Source organism: Rhodoblastus sphagnicola (assembly GCF_002937075.1).
Lineage (GTDB): Bacteria > Pseudomonadota > Alphaproteobacteria > Rhizobiales > Beijerinckiaceae > Rhodoblastus > Rhodoblastus sphagnicola.
Window position 1 is genome coordinate 59,117 of the sequence record NZ_NHSJ01000038.1, and the last position, 18,301, is coordinate 77,417.

11 protein-coding genes are annotated in these 18,301 nt (G+C 65.4%); 9 read left to right on the forward strand and 2 right to left on the reverse strand.

Going from position 1 to position 18,301, the window contains the following annotated elements; genetic code table 11:
- The first annotated feature begins 586 nt into the window (after positions 1-586).
- On the forward strand, positions 587-835 hold the full coding sequence (locus CCR94_RS05040; RefSeq protein WP_104506780.1) for a hypothetical protein: 249 nt from the start codon (positions 587-589) through the stop codon (positions 833-835).
- 4 nt (positions 836-839) lie between these two features.
- Here CCR94_RS05040 and CCR94_RS05045 read toward each other — a convergent pair whose 3' ends face one another.
- A complete protein-coding gene (locus tag CCR94_RS05045) occupies positions 840-2,015 on the reverse strand; it encodes an NnrS family protein (RefSeq protein WP_104506781.1) in 1,176 nt (391 codons plus the stop codon).
- Between the two features lie 86 nt (positions 2,016-2,101).
- Between CCR94_RS05045 and CCR94_RS05050 the strand changes: the two genes are divergently transcribed.
- Positions 2,102-2,797 carry a Crp/Fnr family transcriptional regulator gene (locus CCR94_RS05050; protein ID WP_244593944.1) on the forward strand — a complete coding sequence of 232 codons (696 nt, stop codon included), beginning with the start codon at positions 2,102-2,104 and terminating at the stop codon, positions 2,795-2,797.
- Between the two features lie 137 nt (positions 2,798-2,934).
- On the opposite strand, the gene CCR94_RS05055 is transcribed toward CCR94_RS05050, so the two are convergent.
- Positions 2,935-4,101, reverse strand: coding sequence for a nucleotide sugar dehydrogenase (locus CCR94_RS05055; RefSeq protein WP_104506783.1), 1,167 nt, complete (start codon positions 4,099-4,101; stop codon positions 2,935-2,937).
- Positions 4,102-4,290: 189 nt separating this feature from the next.
- On the opposite strand from CCR94_RS05055, the gene CCR94_RS05060 reads away from it, so the two are divergent.
- The 7 genes from CCR94_RS05060 (at position 4,291) to CCR94_RS05090 (ending at position 17,944) form a co-directional block, all read left to right on the forward strand.
- Positions 4,291-8,541, forward strand: a complete 4,251-nt coding sequence (locus CCR94_RS05060; RefSeq protein WP_104506784.1) for a glycoside hydrolase family 99-like domain-containing protein — start codon at positions 4,291-4,293, stop codon at positions 8,539-8,541.
- A gap of 191 nt (positions 8,542-8,732) precedes the next feature.
- A complete protein-coding gene (locus CCR94_RS05065) occupies positions 8,733-9,857 on the forward strand; it encodes a polysaccharide pyruvyl transferase family protein (protein ID WP_104506785.1) in 1,125 nt (374 codons plus the stop codon).
- Between the two features lie 10 nt (positions 9,858-9,867).
- Positions 9,868-11,025 (forward strand): hypothetical protein, encoded by a 1,158-nt coding sequence (locus tag CCR94_RS05070; protein ID WP_104506786.1) that lies wholly within the window; start codon positions 9,868-9,870, stop codon positions 11,023-11,025.
- A gap of 38 nt (positions 11,026-11,063) precedes the next feature.
- Positions 11,064-11,873 carry a glycosyltransferase family 2 protein gene (locus CCR94_RS05075; RefSeq protein ID WP_158254629.1) on the forward strand — a complete coding sequence of 270 codons (810 nt, stop codon included), beginning with the start codon at positions 11,064-11,066 and terminating at the stop codon, positions 11,871-11,873.
- A 235-nt stretch (positions 11,874-12,108) separates the two neighbouring features.
- Entirely contained in the window at positions 12,109-13,368 is a 1,260-nt protein-coding gene (locus CCR94_RS05080) for a glycosyltransferase family 4 protein (protein ID WP_104506788.1), read from the forward strand.
- Positions 13,358-15,970 carry a glycosyltransferase gene (locus tag CCR94_RS05085; RefSeq protein WP_104506789.1) on the forward strand — a complete coding sequence of 871 codons (2,613 nt, stop codon included), beginning with the start codon at positions 13,358-13,360 and terminating at the stop codon, positions 15,968-15,970. The genes CCR94_RS05080 and CCR94_RS05085 overlap by 11 nt, the downstream gene beginning before the upstream one ends.
- The gene (locus CCR94_RS05090; protein WP_104506790.1) at positions 15,971-17,944 is read left to right on the forward strand and encodes a DUF6212 domain-containing protein; all 1,974 of its coding nucleotides are present in this window, start codon (positions 15,971-15,973) and stop codon (positions 17,942-17,944) included.
- Positions 17,945-18,301 lie beyond the last annotated feature (357 nt).

Sequence of the window (18,301 nt, forward strand, 5' to 3'; positions counted from 1 at the left end):
CGACACGCACGCCACGCGCAGTTGATTTTTTACTATTCAGTGTTTGATCAAATTCATCTGCGACATAAGGGCGCACGACTTAAGTCGTAGTGACCCCAACCGCCTCGATTACCTCGTAATCGGGGGCGGAGCGCGTCGTCAAGCTGTCGCATTCCGAACGGCAACACCATGACAAAGATCAATTATGCAATTAACTTGCGCAAATTGGGTCTTGCGGCCCTGCTTGTCGCCGTCGACCCGGATTGGTGAGGGTGCGGCTCGGACTTTCTCTCTTGGCGCCCTTTTTAGCGTGCGGGCGCGCCCTCCGCAATCATGCCTCGTATAAGCGTGCGCGCGAGCTTGGCAACAAACGACGCGCAGGCGCATCGATCAGCGGCGCGCGCGAAAGGCAAAGCTGAAGCATGGAGCGTCCTGGCAAGGACCTGAACCAAGCACAAGAGCTTGATCTTTGCCTTGCCGCCCGCTGATTGCACAGCGTTCTCAGCGGGACTACACAAGACCATCTCGTTTTCACATTCCAATTCGGGCGCTTACGATGTATGGTCGCGCCGTTCACGAATTTGTTGCGTGCATCGGGAGCGCCAGAATGTCCACAAATGTCGTCAGACTGAACGGGGAAGACTTTCCTGGCCCCGAACCGGTCGAGGACGTGATCGACACCCTGACCCGCTGGCTGGAAAACGCCAAGGCCGGCCGGTTGCGCCAGGCGGCGCTAGTCGGTGTGGAGGCGGACGGGACCACGGTGCTCGCCTGGTCGGGCGGCCATCGCGATCTCGTGGGATCGCTCGATTATGCCAAACACTGCATGCTGCGGGATTGGGACAACAATAGCTGAGTTTTTATGATCGCGGGCGCAGCAGCGCGCCCGCATAGGTCAGGACGAATCCCCCAAAGGCGGCGAGCCAGCACAGAGCCGCGACATGCAGCAGGGCGAAAGCATAAGCCGGCGCAAGCGCCGCCGCGATACGGGCCAGCGCCGCCAGCACGACCGCCGCGTAAATCGCCTGAGTCGCGCGCCCCGCGCTTAGAGGCCGGCCGGTATGGCCGAGACTGGCGCGGGTCATGACCGCCAGCGTCATCGCGCCGATCGCGCCCACGCCCCAGGCGTGCAGGCCGGCGCTGACCGGGAGCGCGCCGGTGCAGGCGGCGAGGCCGGTCAGGATAAAACCCAGCGGAATGAAGGCGTAAGCGAGATGAAGGATGGCGACGAGGGGCTCCGCCCCGGTCCGCTCGCCCGCCCAGCGCGCCAGACGCGCCACGTTGACCAGCCCGGCGGCGATCAGGGCGAGGCCGACATATTGGTTTTCGGGATACAGCGTCCATGCCGCGAGCGCCGGAACGGAGAGCGCGAGGCAAAGCGCGTCGAAGCGCGAAAAAGCTCGCGGCGAGCGCCCCTGCCCCCGTCGCGCGAGAAATGTTTGGGTAAAGCTGGGGATCACGCGCCCGCCGATCAGCATGACCAGCGCGACCAGCGCGGCGACGCCGAAGCGGCGGCCGTGCGCCGCGTCGCCGGAGACATGGGCCTCGATGTGGAAGGCGATGTTGGCGCAAGCGAGCAGGCCGACGAAGATCAGCACCTTGAAATTTTTATTGTTGTTCCCGGCGACGATTTCGCGCCCGATCACGCCGCAGACCGTGACCAGAAAGGCGCAGTCGATCAGCGCCGCAACCGCCCAGCCGAGTTGCGCCGACAGCAGCACAGCGGCGCGACCGGCGAGCCAAAGCAGGACGAGCGCGGCGAGCGGCTTGCCCTGGAGCGGCGGGCGGCCGGTCCAGTTGGGAACGGCGGTCAGCAAAAAGCCGGTGACGACGGCGCCGCCATAGCCGAACACGGTTTCATGGGCGTGCCAGTCCATCGGCTGCAAGGCGCCGGCGAGGCTGAGTTCGCCAAAAAATTGCGGCAGCCAGACGATCACGGCGACCACGGCCCAGACGGCGCCGGCGAGGAAGAACGGGCGAAAGCCCAGACTCAGCGCGGCCGGACCTTGATAGGATGGGCGTTTCGACTCGTTCACGACGGGCTCCCTTGGTCCAACAGGTCTGCTCTGATAGACCCTTGCACAAGGGCGGAATTTGCGCGCCGACAAGGAAGGAGGACGGATTGCCCCAGATCGACCGTTCGCTGATCGCCGACGCGCCGGCTTTCGCTGGGCTCGACGCGGCGGCGCTCGACGACGTGCTGTCCCACGCCCTGCCCTGTCGCCTGCCCAAGGGCGAAGCCGCCTTTCGCCAGGGCGAGCCGGCGGAAAAATTCTTCCTGCTGCTGCACGGGCGGCTCAGGGTGACGCGGCTCAACGCGCAGGGCCAGCAAATATTGGTGCGCTTCGTCAATCCCGACGACTTGTTCGGCGTCGCCATGGCGATCCAGAGCCCGGTCTATCCCGGAACGGCCGAGGCGGCGGTGGATTCGCTGGCGCTGGCCTGGCCGAATTCCGCCTGGGCCGGCATGATCGCGCGCCATCCGACTCTGGCCGTCAACACCATGCGGGCGCTGGGGGCGCGGCTACAGGATTCGCAGCAGCGCATCCTCGACCTTTCGACGCAAAAGGTGGAGCAGCGCATCGCCGGGGCGGTGCTGCGCCTCGCCCGGCAGGCCGGGCGGCCGTCCGAGGCGGGCGTGAAGATCGACTTCCCGCTGTCGCGGCAGGATTTGGCCGAAATGACGGCCTCGACCCTTTACACGGTCAGCCGCACGCTCAGCGCCTGGGAGGCGTTCGGACTGGTCGAAGCGGGGCGCCAAAGCCTCACCGTGCGCGACGCCCCGGGCTTGCAGGCGATCGCCGACGCGGAAGGGTGATACCAAATCCGAATGATCCATTCGGATTTGGTATTCCGTTCGCGCGGAATTCCGCCTCCGCGATCCAAGGCGTTCCGCGCGATCATGTTTTCGCGGATCGCGTAGCGATCTCACGAAAACCGTATGAAGCCGGCGCGTCAATCGGATTCGAACAGATCCCGCGTGTAGATCTTGTGCGGGACATCGGCCAGGGCCGGGCTTCTCCGGTTGCACAGGATCAGGTCGGCTTCCTGCTTGAAGGCGTCGAGGTCGCGGATGACGCGGGAGCGGAAGAATTCCTCCTGCTTCAGCATGGGCTCGTAAATGACCACCTCGATGCCCTTGCCCTTGATCCGCTTCATGATGCCCTGGATGCTGGAACTGCGGAAATTGTCCGAGCCCGCTTTCATGATCAGGCGATAGACCCCGACAACCGTCGGATTGCGGCGGACGATGTCCTCGGCGATGAAATCCTTGCGCATGGTGTTGGAATCGACGATGGCGCGGATCAGCGTCTGCGGCACTTCGCTGTAATTGGCCAGAAGCTGCTTGGTGTCCTTGGGCAGGCAGTAGCCGCCATAGCCGAACGAGGGATTGTTGTAATGACCGCCGATGCGCGGATCGAGGCAGACGCCGTCGATGATCTGCCGCGTGTCGAGCTTGCGCATCATGGCGTAGGTGTCGAGTTCGTTGAAATAGGACACGCGCATGGCCAAAAAAGTGTTGGCGAACAGTTTGATCGCCTCGGCCTCGTCGGGATCGGTCAGGATGATGGAAACGTCCTGCTTCTCCGCGCACGCCTTCAGCATTTGCGCGAAGGCGTTGGCGCGTTCCGACCTCTCGCCGACCACGATGCGCGAGGGATGGAGATTGTCGTAAAGGGCGCGGCCCTCCCGGAGGAATTCCGGGGAAAAGACGATGTTGTCGGTCTGGAACTGCTCGCGCATGCGCCGGGTGAAGCCGACGGGAATGGTGGATTTGATGACGATGAGCGCGGTCGGATTGACGGCGCGCACGTCCTGGATCGCCGATTCGACGGTGGACGTGTCGAAATAATTGGTCGCGGGGTCGTAGTCGGTCGGCGTCGCGACAATGACGTAATCGGCGCCGGCGAAGGCGTCTCGCGGGTCGAGCGTGGCGGAGAGATCGAGGGTCTTTTCGTTGAGCCAATGTTGCAGTTCGGCATCGACGAAGGGCGCCTGCCGCGCCGCCAGCATGTTAACCTTTTCAGGAGAAATATCGCGCACGACGACGCGATGGCTTTGCGCCAACAACACGGCGTTCGACAATCCGACATAGCCCATGCCGGCGACTGCGATTTTCATGCGGTTCTCCAAACCCCGGCGAGGCGGTCGCGACGGCGCCTCGCGCCGCGCTGATATCCTATGGGAACGCGTCCCGCGCAAGGCGCGTTTTTCGCGACCGCGCGCCCTCACCTGAGCGAAAGGCTATGACGCCGTTGAGTCCCAAGCTATAAGCAAAGCTCACGAAAAGTTAACTGATGGTAACGACGCATGGCTTCCGTCGAGGACACTCTGCCGCGCTGGTTCACGCCGACATCGTCCGTCGCGGGCGCCTTCCACGAGATCGACGACCATTACGGCCTCGTCGGCTGGGTGATGGACCGCGACAATGTCGATCGTCCGTTCACCGTGGAGATTGTCGCCAAGTCGCATGTCGCGCCCAATGTCACGCCCAATGTCCTGGCCCGCGCGCGGACGCGGTTCCTGCGCAACGATCTGTCCGAGGTCGCCGGACGGGCGCCGCGCTGCGGGTTTTGCATCGACTGGGAGGATTTCGACGCCGACCTGATCCGCTCGTGCCTTGAAAGGGAGGGCGTCAACGACTTTCAGATCCTCGTTCCCGAACTCGGCAAGACCCTGGCCCGGTTCTCGACCAGCCGCGATCTCAACGCGTTCAAGCTGACGGATATTTTCAGGCATCTGAACGGCGCCGGCGCCCCGAGCGGGATCCAGACGCTCGACCCCGCCGCGCAATTGTTTTTCGCCTCGGAAACGCGGATCACGACGCCGGAAATCGAACTCGACCTCATCAATCGCCTTGGTTTTGCGGAATTCCTCTGTTCGTCCGGCCTGTTCGACGCCAGCGCCTATTGCACGCAGATTGGCGCCGAATTTTCCGATCCCGCGCAGCTCGTGCAGCATTATCTGGAAAAAGGCGAAGCGCTCGGCCTCAAGCCCAATCCCTATTTCGATCCCGTCTGGCACAGGCGCAAATATCTCGGCGACGCGCGCGACGTGAGCGCGCTGCGCCATTATGTCGAACAAGGCGAACGCGCCGGCCAAAAACCCTGCCCCGTGTTCGAACCGGCCTGGTATGCGCAAGCCTATGGCCTCGACCGGACGCGGCAGTCGGCGCTGGGCCATTATCTCCGGCACAGGGACAAGAACGTCTTCAATCCCAACCCTTATTTCGACATAGCTTATTATCTCGACGCCAATCCCGACATTCGCGACGCCGCGATCGACGGGTTCTCGCACTGGCTCGGCTGGGGGCTGTTCGAGGGGCGCGGCGGATCGCCGCTGTTTCGCGCCGAATATGTCTGGCGACGCTATCTCGGCGGCAAGCGCGAGCTGAACGCCTTCGAACTGTTCATGGATCTCGGCCAGGACCTCGGCTGGGAGCCGGCGCCGGGCGCCAGCGAGAAAAGCCTCCATGCGCTGATCGCCGAAAATTGCGCGCCCGGCCCGCTGTTCGAGGACAAGCGGCCACTGGCGCGCCGCCCCGCCAACGCGCCGAAAATCGTCGCCTTCTATCTGCCGCAGTTTCACGCCATCGCCGAAAACGACGCATGGTGGGGGGCGGGCTTCACGGAATGGCGCAACCTTCCGCGCGGCCTGCCGCGCTACCAGGGCCACATCCAGCCGCGCATCCCGCGCGATCTCGGCTTTTATTCGCTGGAGGGCTCGGATGTGCTGCGCCGGCAGGTCGAACTGGCGCGGGAATTCGGCATTACCGGGTTTTGCTTTTATTATTACAATTTCAACGGCAAGCGCCTGCTGGAGCGGCCGCTCGAGACCTTGCTGGACCAGAAGGACATCGACTTCCCGTTCTGCCTGATCTGGGCCAACGAGAACTGGAGCCGGCGCTGGGACGGGTCCGAAAACGAAATCCTGATGCGCCAGGATTATCGCGACGAGGACATGCCCGCCCTGGTCGCCGATCTGGCGCGGCACATGAAAGACCCGCGCTACATGCGCACGGCCGATGGACGCCCGCTGTTCTTTCTTTACCGCGCCGATGTCGTGCCCGATCCCGTCGCGACCGTCGCGGCGTGGAAAAAGCAGTTCAAGATCCACGGCCTCGATCCGGTCATCGCCATGGCGCAGAGCTTTGGCGCGCACGATCCGCGCGCGTTCGGCTTCGACGGCGCCATCGAATTCCCGCCGCACAAGCTCGGCGGCCATATCCCCAACATCAACCACCGCATCGAAATATTCGATCCCGATTTTTCCGGCGCGATCCGCGCCTATTCCGGCGTGGTCCAGGAATCGCGCAAGGCGATGATCAATGACTTCCCCTTGATCAAGACCGCCTTTCCCAACTGGGACAATGACGCGCGCCGCCAGGGCAAGGGCATGTCCTTCGCCGGTTCGTCGCCGAGCGCCTTCCAGGACTGGCTGGCCGACCTGCTCGTCAACGCCGGAAAACAGCGCTTTTTCGACGAATCGCTGGTTTTCATCAACGCCTGGAACGAATGGTGCGAGGGCGCCTATCTCGAACCCGACGTGCATTTCGGCTACGCCTATCTCAACGCGGTCGCCCGGGCGCTGGAGCGACTCGCCGGCAGCGGACTGCGCCGCCTCGTCCTGATCGGGCATGACGCCTTTGCCTCCGGCGCGCAGCATCTCCTGATCGGCATAGGCCAGACCTGCCTGCGCGACTTCGGCATCGAAACCGAATTCGTTCTGATCGGCGACGGCGCGATGGTCGAGCGCTACCGGGCCGTGGCGCCAACCTTCGTCGGCGCCGAGCATTGCGATAGGCATGGCGATCCTTGGCCCGCGATCTCGGCCCATCTGCGCGCCCTGCGCCAGCGCGGCTTTCGCCATGCGCTCACCAATACGGTCGTCACCGGCGGCGTCGGGCCGCTGCTCGACGACTTCGGCTATGCCTGGTGCGCGCTGATCCACGAATTGCCGAACCTGATCTCGACCGGCGGCCATGAAGCCGCCTATCGCAAGATTCTCGACGGCGCGCGTCCGGCGGTCTATCCGAATTCCTTCGTCAAGGATCGGCTCGACGCGGCGTTCGGGCCCGCCGTTCATGCGGCGGAAATCCGGCCACAGGGGCTCTACAACCCTCCGCGACGCGACGGCGGCGCCGCGCTGCGCGCCCGACTGGGGCTCGGCGCCGACGACAGGCTGGTGATCAACGCCGGCCACGCCGACCTGCGCAAGGGAATCGATCTGTTCGTCGCCATCGCCGACCAGACGGCGCGGCTGGCGGACCATGTGCATTTCCTCTGGCTGGGGGACATTCACCCCGACCTGGAGCCCTGGCTCAAGCTTGACATTTCGCAGCGCGGCCTGAAGACCCTGCACTTCGAGCCCTTCACCCCCGATGTCGGCGCCACTTTCGACGCCGCCGACCTGTTCCTGCTGACCTCACGCGAGGATCCGTTCCCCTCGGTCGTGCTGGAGTCCCTGTCCGTCGGCCTGCCCGTCGCCGCCTTCGCGGATTCGGGCGGCCATTGCGAACTGATCGCGTCCGATCCCCGGCTCGGGGTGCTGCTGCCCTTCGCAGATGTCAAGAAGAGCGTCGAAATCCTCCCCGAACTGTTCAAGGATGAAAAGCTGCTTGCGCCCGAGGCGGCGGCGTTCCGCCGCGCTTTCATCGCCGAAAGATTCGACTTCCCCAGCTATTGCGCCGATCTTCTCCGCTTCGTCGAGCCGTCGCACCGGACGGTGTCCGTGATCGTGCCCAATTACAATTACGCTGAATATCTCGAACAGCGTCTGAACGCGATTTTCGGGCAAAGCTATCCGGTGCTGGAGATCATTGTGCTCGACGACGCCAGCACGGACGACAGCATCGCGGTCGCGCGGGCGACGGCCGAGACGGCGCGACGCGCCATCCGCATCGTCCCGCGCGCGCAAAATTCCGGCAATGTGTTCCGGCAGTGGAAGGCCGGCCTCGATCTGGCGAAGGGCGAATTCGTCTGGATCGCTGAAGCGGACGACAGCAGCGATCCCGAATTCCTCGGCGCGATGGTCGCGCGTCTGGCCGCCGCGCCCGAAGCCGGACTCTGCTTTTGCGATTCCCGCGCCATCGGACCCGACGGGGCCCTCATCTATGACGATTACAAGGGCTATTATCGCGAGATGGGCGACACCGGCCTGGACGCGGACGGCAGCTTTTCGGCGGACGACTTCCTGCGCCGCTTTCTCAGCCTGCGCAATCTCATCCTGAACGCCAGCGCGGTGGTGTGGCGAAAGGACGCGCTCGCCGACGTGTTCGCCCGCCTTGGCGACGAAGCCTTTTACCTCCAATGCGCGGGCGACTGGCGCATCTATATTGAATATTGCGCGACCTCCCGCCCGGTCCTTTACTCAAGTCAGGTCTTGAATCTTCATCGGCGGCATGATCAAAGTGTAACGCATGCGTTGGATCGCAACATACACTACAATGAAATCGTTTACGCTCAGGACCGCGCGCTGGACGCCGCAAGGGCGCCGGCCGAATTTCGCGATAAAATTCTGCGCTGGAGACGAGACTTACGCGAATCGTGGCGACTGGAATGACCCTCGACGGACGCGATGAGCGTCATGATTGAACCAGCTTAATTACACAAGTCTTGGTTGCAAGCGGCTGATCAGGGATTCCCGCCCCTTTTCGGAACCCCGCGCGAGCAGCTATAACGCTGCTTCACACACTCATGAAGTTGTAAAGACAGGGCGTGGATCGGAAGCGTCCGGCGGCCCGAAGGACAAAGATGAAGATATTCCTGCTTGGAGCCACCCCCAGCTTTGAACTCGCCGACACGCTGGCTTTGCGCGACCGTCTGGCGCTGACGGGCGGCAATACGGGCAACCAGATCATCGCCCACGGCCTGCTCAAGCCGCTGGCCGTGGACGCCCTCGACTGGTCCCACGCCAAGGGCCCGGCCTATGTTCAGCAAAACTTCGACCATATCCTCATCGCGGCGGCCAATTTTCTCCACACGGGGTTCGATTTCGGGGGGATGGCGCGTTTCATCGAGCAAACCACGCTGCCTGTCGCCATTGTGGGCCTGGGCGCCCAATCCAACACCTACAACCCCAAAATAGACCTCCATCCGGGAACGCGGCGCTTCGTCAAGGTGATCGCGGAACGCTGCGTGAAAATCGGCGTGCGCGGAGCCTTCACCGCCGAGGTGCTGGCGGACATGGGCGTCGACAACGTCCAGGTCGTCGGCTGCCCCTCCTATTACATGAACGGTTCCGACGGCGTCGAAATCAGGACGGTCGCTTTCGACGACGCGACGCGGGTGGCGGTGAACGGCTCGCGCGATGTCGTGCGCCATTCCTTCGACCAGGATAAAATGCTGTCGGCGCTGCATGGCCTGATGGCCGAGGCGCTGCGTTACGACGCGCTGTTCGTCGCGCAGACCGAAGCCGAGGAAATCACCATCGCCGACCATCCAGGATCGCCCCAGGCCCAGGCCGCCGCCGATCGCCTGGTCGATTTCTACCGCCCCAGCAACCTCGACATGGACGGATTGCGCGATTGGGCGCTGCGGCGCAGCCGCGTGTTCTGGTCCGTCGACAACTGGCTCGACGCGATGCGTCAGGTCGATTTCGTCGTCGGCACGCGCTTTCACGGGGCGATCGCCGCCCTGAGCGTGGGCACGCCGGCCTTCGTCCTGTGTCATGACACCCGCACGATGGAAATGTGCGAATTTTTGGGGCTGCCGCATGGCGACATCCGCGCGCTCGACAAAATCGACTTTGCCGCGCTGCACGCCGGCTGCGATTTTGCGGCCTTCCGGGCGCGCCAGCGACAATTGACCTGGGATTACGCGCGCTTTCTCGACGAAAACGGGCTGAAGCACCATTTCGCGCGCGTCCCCGCGGCCTGAGCGGCCTCCCGTGCCCGCGCGCCGCCCGTTCGCCCCGCTCCTGCTGGCCCCGCTCCTGCTGGCCCTGATCCTGACCGGCCTCGCGGTGCAGGCGCGGGCGGAGGCGGTCAACGCCTGCGCCATCCGTTGGGACGCGTGGTACAGCAATGACGCGGGCGATCCCGGCCATGACACGGCGATCACGCTCGGCAATCCCAAATATCGCCAGTCCGCGCCGCTGCACGCCGCGTTCGACGCGGACGGAAGCATCAGCTGGCGTCCGACGCAAGCGAGTTTCGACGCCGAAATCGAGGCCGCGCACAGGGCCGGGCTGTGCTGGGCCTATCTCGCCTACGGCGCCGACGCGATCGTCGACTTGCGCCTGCCGATGATGAGGGGCCTGGCCTTCCATCGCGCCTCCGCGCTCAAGAATCTGGTTCCCTATGCGCTGATCGCCACGACCTCGACCATAGGCTCCGCCCGCGACGTCGCGTCCGCCGGGCGCGCGATCGCCAGGTTGATGGGAGAGGCCAACTACAAGACCGTCGAACTCAACGGCGCCCGCCGTCCCCTGCTGTTCCTGTTCTATGACGCGCATGACGTCGCCAGCGCTTTTGGCGGCGACCTCGCCCTGGCGCGGCGGGCGCTGGACACCCTGCGACACCTGGCCCGCGACCAGGGCTCCGGCGATCCCTATATCGTGGTGCTGGCGTCGCCGGCCGGCCTCGCGGAATCTTTGCGGCGCGCGCTCGGCGCCGACGCGATCTCGGAATATGTCGCGGGGCGGCGAACCGGCAAACCCGAGAGCTGGGCGGCGTTCGCGCCGTCCATCGAGGACGACTGGCGCGCTTATGCGGCCGCGACGCAGGCGCAGGCGGTCCCCCTGCTGCGCAGCGGCGCCGACATCCGCGCCCGCTGCGAGCGGCCGCCCCGGTGGGAGCGCCGTTTCAAGCCCGGCGATGCCTGCGGCAATTACGTCGAAAAGCCCGATCTCGATCAGCTCAAGGCCGAATTTTTGCACGCGCGGGACTGGATCTTGAGGCCGGAGGCGAAAAACCCCGCGCGGCTGCTGCTGATCTATTCCTGGTCGGAATGCGACGAGAGCGGAAATTGCCTGATGCCGACCCTGGGCGACCCGACCGGCCAAAAGTTGAAGGCGATCGGCGCCGCGCTTGGCGGCGGCCGGTGATAAACCTCGATCACGCCACATTTGAAGGAAATCCGGCCATGCCCAAGGTCGCCGCGCTGATGATCCAGAAGGACGAGGTCGATCTGCTGGAACCCTGGATCCTCTATCATGGCGACCTGTTCGGCTATGACAATCTCTACATCTGGGACAATGGCTCGGCTGATCCGCGCATCGCCGACCTGATCGAGAAATGGTCCGACCGCGGCGTGCGCTTTTTCGATGGCGCCCGCCGGCCCGAGCGCTATCGCGACAAGGGTCGGCTGTTGGGCGATCAGATCGGGAACCTGGAGCGTTTCGCCTATTACGATTTCTTTTTGCCGCTCGATTGCGACGAATTCATCGCCTTGAAGGCGATTGACGGCGTCATCGAGACCCGTCGCGAAAAAATCCTGGCGGCGTTCGACGCGCTCGACCCAGACGCGGATCTGTTCGCCGTCGATTACAACCATCCCAACAGCCTGGGCGTCCGCAACCGGTTTTTCGGCTGGGAGTTCAACAAGAAATTCGTGCGCAACAACGCCTTCGTCTCCATGGACCACGGCGGACACACCATTGTCACCAAGAGCGCGAAACCGGCGACGCCATCCCCTTTCGCCTATATTCATTTCTATTATCGTCCGTTCGCCCACATGCGCGAGAATTCCAGGGCGAAGCTGATTCTTCAGCCCGAAATCCTCGAACTGCCGGAGGCGGCGCTGCGGCAGAACCGGCTGGGCCGCTATCTGGTCATGGACGAGGCGGAATATCTGGCCGAATTCGTCGCGATGGAAGCCAAGGTCCGGGCCTACCAGGCGCCCGATCTTGAAGCCTTCTTTCACCGATTTGGACGCAAGCTGCCGTTTTGCTGACAAGCGAATGCCGGTTCGCGTCAAGAAGATGCGCAAGAGACAAAAACGAGAGCCCCGAACCGACCTCCCGCCGGGATGCCCGCATGATCAGGCGAAATGTGCTACAATTACAATTGGACAATCGGGGGCGAATGCTTAAGCTCGGCCCCGTCGCCGACTGTAAAGGGAGCGGATCGCCAGAAAGAGTCGGTTTGGGCGCGTGTAGTTCGTATCCTCGCATGAATGCGCCTTGGCGATGATCGGCGCCCCCCTTGAGTCCGGACGCGGGAGCGCGGCTCTCGATTTGCTGATCGTGCTGCCGTCGACGTCGTTTGGGGGCGCGGAGAAGCATACGCAGGATCTTTGCGAAGCCTTCGCGGCCGCGGGCATGCGCGTGTCGCTGCTGTCCACCGCCGAATGTCTGGATCATCCGGCCTGGCGCGACGCCGCCCAAGGCACAATGAGCGGCAAGATCGGCGCGAAAATCGGCGCCCCCATCGAATGGCGCGACACCGACACGTTCGAAGCCAATGTGGCCAGGCAGAAGACCTGCATAGAACAGGTTTTGCGCGCGCGGCGCGCCGATTGCGCCATTGTCTGCGCGCCCTGGCCCCATTACGCGTTGGGGCTGCAAGAGGCGCTCGCCGAACACGGCGTGCCGCACCTGACCGTCGCCCATCTGTTTCCGCGTCCGGGAACGCAGGCGTGGAGCGAATTGCCGGTCATGCTCGGCTTCGGCGGCGGCGCCCAGGAGTCGCATTCGGCCTGGGTCGGCGTGTCCTGGCCCGTCGCGCGCCGCATCGAGCACATGTTCCAATTGCCGCCGCATTCGGCGACCCATATCGCCAATGGGGTGGATGTTGTCCCGCTTGCGCCGGACGAGCGCCGCCGCAGGCAGGCGGACGCGCGCGCGCGGCTCGGCCTGGAGCCGGATCGGAACATCGTCCTCGTCCTAGGCCGACTGGACGCGGCCAAGGGCGCCGATCTGCTGCCGGACCTCGCGGAGGGACTGGCGGACCTCGACGCGCTGGTCGTCGTCGCCGGCGCCGGCGCGCTGCGCGCTGCGCTGGAAACCTCGCCGGCCGCGCAAGCCGGCGTGTTGCGCCTGGTCGGCCACGCCAACAATGTGTCCGACTGGCTGTTCGCCGCCGACGCGCTGCTGATGCCCTCGCGGCTGGAGGGGCATCCGCTGGTGTTCCTGGAAGCCGCCGCGCGCCGCTGCCCGGTGGTCGCCACCGACGCCGCCCTGGAATGCTATGGTCAGGCCAAGCACCAACTCGCGCTGGTCGCGCCCACCGACGATGTCGCGGCGCTGACCGCGCAGACGCGGCTGGCGCTGACCGACCGGAACGCGGGGGCCGCGCGCGTCGATCACGCCTTCGCGACGGTGCGGCGCGACGACAAGGCGGCCATGATCTCCGCCTACAAGTCGCTGCTGCGCAGGCTCATCGCCCGCGAGCTTTTGCGCGCCCGAAATCCCGCCGCGCCAGCCAGCGAGGCGCGCCATGGCGGCTGACGTCGAAGCGGTCGTGATCATCCCGGTGTTCCGACAGCCGGCCCTTCTGGTCGAGGCTGTGGAATCCGTCCTGAGCCAGGACGCCGCTTGCGAGATCCGCGCGCTCATCGTCGATGACGGCTGTCCGTTGCCGCAGACGCGATCCGTGGGGCTGAATTACGCGCGGGCGAGCGCCGGCAAGGTGGTCTATCTGCGCCGCCGCAACGGCGGCCTCAGCGCCGCGCGCAATTTTGGCGTCGCGCACGCGCTGCGCCTGTTTCCCGGTTTTCGCTCCGTCTTCTTCCTCGACGCCGACAATCGCCTCGCGCCGACCGCGCTGCGCAAGATGACGGCCCTGCTGAACGGCGCCGGCCCGGAGATTGGCTGGGTCTATCCCGACATCGACACGTTCGGCCTGACCGAGAACTTTTCCGTCGCGGGCGATTATTCGGTTCTGGCCCATTTGCGCGAAAACTTCTGCGAAGCCGGCAGTCTGGTGTCGCGCCGCGTGATCGACGCCGGCGTTCGCTTCGATGAATCGATGCGGCGCGGTTTCGAGGACTGGGACTTCTGGCTCCAGGCGGCGCGCAAGGGGTTTCGCGGCCTCCACGCGCGCGATTGCGGCTTTCAGTACCGGCGCCGCGCCGAAAGCATGTTGTCCGGGGCGGAACGCCAACGCGAGGCCATTCTCACGGACATGCGCGAAAAACACGCGCCGCTGCTGCGGGCGCGCGGCCTGATTCGCCTGGAGGAGCGGGAAGCGCCGCGCTTCGCCAAATTCGAGCCGGGGATGACGGGCGTCGAACTGTTCGTCGATCCGCGCCGGCGCCAGACCATCGACCTCGCGGAAGCAAACCGGCGTCTGGCGCGGGCGCGGCGCGCGCGCCAGCAGGCGTTTTTCCCAGGCATTCTGGTGTTTTCCGCGCCGGGCGCGCTGGCGCGTCTAGCCAACGCCCGCCTCGACCGCGCCGTGCTGTGGCGCGCGCAACGCCTGCTTGACGATCGCGCCATCGTCGCCGTCCGGTTCGACGCCGACGCCAAACGCCTGGGGATCGAAACGCGCGACGCCGCAAATCCTGACGCCCTCGCCGGGGCGGCGCTGCTGGTCGCGCGCGCGGACGCCTTGACCGCCCCCGACGCCCCGTCGGAAACGCTGAACGACCTGTTTTCGCGCACCGGCGCCGAACTGGCGGCCCGCGCGCCAGACCTGTCCCTTGCGTTCACGGACCTGCCCGTTTTCGCGACCGGCATCGTCGAAGACCTGCGTCACGCGCGAAAAAACTTTTCGACGCAAAATCCGGATTGGCGCCGCGAATGGCGCCACCCGCGTTGCGACATCAGCGACGCCTACGCCCTGATCGAGCCGATCGGACCGGTGCTGCCCCTCGTCGCCGATCCCGCCCGTCCCCAGGTCGGGTTCATCCTGCCGCTGGTGGCGTTCGGCGGGGTCGAAAAGGTCGTGCTGAATTATGCCCGCGTCGTCCGCGACCACGGCTGCGACGCGCATCTCTTCGTCATTCGCGAAAACGAGGTCGCGCTGGCGGACGAGGTCCGGGACATTTTCCAGAGCGTCGCTTTCATCGATCACGAAGGGGCGCGGGCCGACGCCTGGGACCAGATCTATCACGCCGCCGGCGCCTCCAATTGCGCGCGAACGGATTTCATCCCCGACGGGCTCGGTCTGCTCGCGACCATGGACATCGTGCTCAACACCCATGCGCTGGCCGCCCACAGCCTGATGGCGGGATTGCGCCGCCAGGGGACGCGGACATATGTCGGCCTGCATCTCGTCGAGCTTTCGGCGCACGGCCATCCGATGGGCAGTCCCAACGTCGCCGTGGGCTTCGAGCATGTCTATGACGGCTTCCTGGTGATTTCGGAACAGTTGCGGGCCTGGTGCATGGCGCGCGGGGTTCCCGCCGACAAGATCCTGCTCGCGCCCAATGTCGCGTCCTATCGCGCGGATCCCGAGGCCATCGTCCGCGCCTTGACCCGGCGGGCGCGCCGGTCGAAAGGCGACGCCTTGCGCGTGCTTTACCTTGGCCGTCTGGACAGGCAAAAAGGCATCGACCGTCTGGAGGAGATCATGCGGGCGACCGACCGGGACAGCATGGAATGGCGCGTGATCGGAGGCGCCGTGCTGGACGCGTGCGTCGAGGAGGCGCGACTCGCCGCATTGCTCGGACAGCCCGTCGAGCCGCCGCTCGACGCGCCCGCCGCTCTCGACGAGGTTTTTGGCTGGGCCGACGTGCTTGTGCTGCCGTCGCGTTTCGAAGGCGCGCCGCTCACCGTGCTCGAAGCCCAACGCTTCGGCTGCGTGCCGATCATCTCAAGAGTCGGCGCGGTCGAGGAGATGATCGCGGATGGCGTCGATGGATTTCTCATCGACGCTTCGCGTTCGGAGACGAGGATCGTCGAGGATTTCGTGGCGCGCCTGCGCGATCTCGCCGGCGCGCCGGAGCGCCTCGCCGCCGTGGCGCGCGCGGCGGCGACGCGACAGGCGGGCGCATCCTGGGACGCCAGCCTGCGCGACTGGCTGGCGCACGCCCTGCCCCAAGCCGGACAGACACCCGGACCCGAGACCGGGAGGCATCCGGGCCGACCGAACCCCGAGAGCGCATGAATGGCTGAACTTCTGGTCGCAACCAACGATCTCGCGGATTTTTTCGACGCCTCTTCGCCCGCCGTTCTGGTCGGACCCGCGTTTTTCGCGGCATTTCGCAAATGGGAATCGGGCTGGCGCGTTTTTGCGGCGCGCCTCGACGAGTCCGGCGATTTTCGCGTCACGCAGGATCTGGACCGCGCCTTGTCCCCGCACGTTGACCCGGCCCTCTGGACGCGCGCGCCGAGCTTTCCCGCGCATATTCTGGCGCTGCTCGACAGCGCGCCGCTCGCCCTGGACGCCTTCGCGTCGCACCTGCCGCCGCCGGTCATCACGGTCGCAACCGCCGAGGACGCCCTCGCCCGGTTCGCCGCATTGCTGACCGGGGAAATCTCCGCCAACGCCGTGGCGTTGACGCAGGCCCGCGCGGCCCTGTCCGAACTGCGCCGCGAGAACGAGACGCTTCATGGCGTCATGGCCTGCGCCCTCCAGGCGCTTGGCGGCGGGCCGATGGGCGCGGCGCGGCTGGTCTTCGCCTCGGGAGTCGCGGCGGAGGGCGGACCCGTCCATGCGGCGCCCGAGGGACGGGCGCTGGCGCGCCAGACCCTGAGCCTGCCGCTGCAAAACCTCACGACGATCTCGCTGCGAATCGCCGAGGCCCGCTGTTCCAGCCAAGCCTGGCTCAAGGTCAGGCTGCTGGGGGCCAGCGCCGGCCTGATTCACGGATCCTGGCTGATCGAGGGCGACGCGCTCCGGCCGGGCTGGCTCGGCCTCGATCTGCGTTTCGTGCTGGGCGACCTGATGGAAACAGCGCAAATCGAGATCGAAACCTTGCTGCCGATGGGCGACGCGCTGGCGTTGAGCCTCGATCCGGCCGAGACCGAGCCGTTCCTCGCGCTTCAAAGCGGCGGCGCGCCTGTTCCGCGCGGGCTGGCCCTGCGCGTCCATCGCGGCGATTTCGGGCGCCGCACGCTGGCGCCGCTATACTGGAACGGGTCCGACATCGGCTGTTCGGCTGCGTTCGACCAGATGCCGCTGCGGCTGGCGCCACGGCGCTGGAGCGAGATCGGCGTGATCGAGGGCGCGGTGGACTTCGTCGCGCTCGGCGGCGAGCCGCCGCGTCCCGTGCTCGCGCTCACGCCCGAGCAGCCGGCGACGATTGGGCTGAGCGCGCTGAATTTCCCGGGCTGCGATGTCCTGGAGATCGGACTCACGCTGTTGCGCAACCCCGCCCAGGCGATCCGGTTTCTCGCCGAGCTTCGCGCTGATGGCGTGGACATTGATCCCCAACCCTGGCGCCGCCTCGGCGGCTCGACCGACCTGTTCGTTTTCGCCCTGGAGATTCCGTCGATGGACTCCGGCTTCGATCTGCGCTTGACGGCCGAACTGGTCGAGGGCGCGGGACCGGCCCTGCTCGAACTGACGTCGATCGCGGGCCTGCGCCTGCAAAATCGACCCCGACCGCGCCTGCATCCCCCTGCGCGCGCCGGCGCAACGCGGCCCTGGGAAGAAGAGCTTCGCGCGCGCGCGCCGGCCGAAATCTGCTCCGGCGTGTTGGTCGATCATCTCCTGCGCAACGCGGACGATTACGCGCATATCGACCTGACGGTTTACGACCTCAATATCGAAGAAGCGTTCTACCCGGCGATCCGCTTCAAACTGGTGAAAACGGGCGCGTCGCCGGCGCTGGAGTTTCGCCGACTGCCCGACTGGCCCGGCGGATTCGACGTCTGGCCGGACCTGACGGTTGACGCCTATGGCTCTTATGTTCGCGTGCGCCCGGAGGCGGAAGAACTCGACCGCCTGCTCGCCATGATGTCCGAGCGCGACGGCCGCATGATGAGGACGCTCGCCTCGGCCTTGCCGCAAATCGTCGCCATGGCGCTGCACGATCCGCGCCTCGCCGACGAGGACAGCGAGTCATGGGCCGCTGCGGCCGCGCAATTCGCCGAACTGGCGCAAGTCCGCGCGGCGACGCTGGCGCGGGAGGTCTAATACGAAATCCGAATGATCCATTCGGATTTCGTTTTTCGTTCGCGCGGAATTCCGCTTCCACCTCAAGGAAGTCCGAGCGATTTTGTTTCCGCGAATCGCGAAGCGATCCAGCGGAAACCGTATTACACGCCCGAACTACAGCCAGCCGAAACGCTGTGGGCGCTGGTCGACGAACCCCTCGTCAACAAACATATCGCGACGATCGACGAACTCGACGACATCATCGGAAAAAGAGCGCCGGCGGGATCGATCAGGCCGCGGGACAGGTCGGCGATCACGGCCCGATAAAATGCGACATCGGCCTCGCCATCCCAAACCTGTCCGGCGGGCCGCCACAGGGGCCACAGGACGATCAGG

Bases quoted from the DNA above. Each gene is read 5' to 3' on its own strand.
- CCR94_RS05040 (WP_104506780.1), top strand. From the start codon at position 587: ATGTCCACAAATGTCGTCAGACTGAACGGGGAAGACTTTCCTGGCCCC.
- CCR94_RS05085 (WP_104506789.1), top strand. From the start codon at position 13,358: ATGGCGGCTGACGTCGAAGCGGTCGTGATCATCCCGGTGTTCCGACAG.
- CCR94_RS05075 (WP_158254629.1), top strand. From the start codon at position 11,064: ATGCCCAAGGTCGCCGCGCTGATGATCCAGAAGGACGAGGTCGATCTG.
- CCR94_RS05055 (WP_104506783.1), bottom strand. From the start codon at position 4,101: ATGAAAATCGCAGTCGCCGGCATGGGCTATGTCGGATTGTCGAACGCC.
- CCR94_RS05065 (WP_104506785.1), top strand. From the start codon at position 8,733: ATGAAGATATTCCTGCTTGGAGCCACCCCCAGCTTTGAACTCGCCGAC.
- CCR94_RS05060 (WP_104506784.1), top strand. From the start codon at position 4,291: ATGGCTTCCGTCGAGGACACTCTGCCGCGCTGGTTCACGCCGACATCG.
- CCR94_RS05090 (WP_104506790.1), top strand. From the start codon at position 15,971: ATGGCTGAACTTCTGGTCGCAACCAACGATCTCGCGGATTTTTTCGAC.
- CCR94_RS05080 (WP_104506788.1), top strand. From the start codon at position 12,109: ATGATCGGCGCCCCCCTTGAGTCCGGACGCGGGAGCGCGGCTCTCGAT.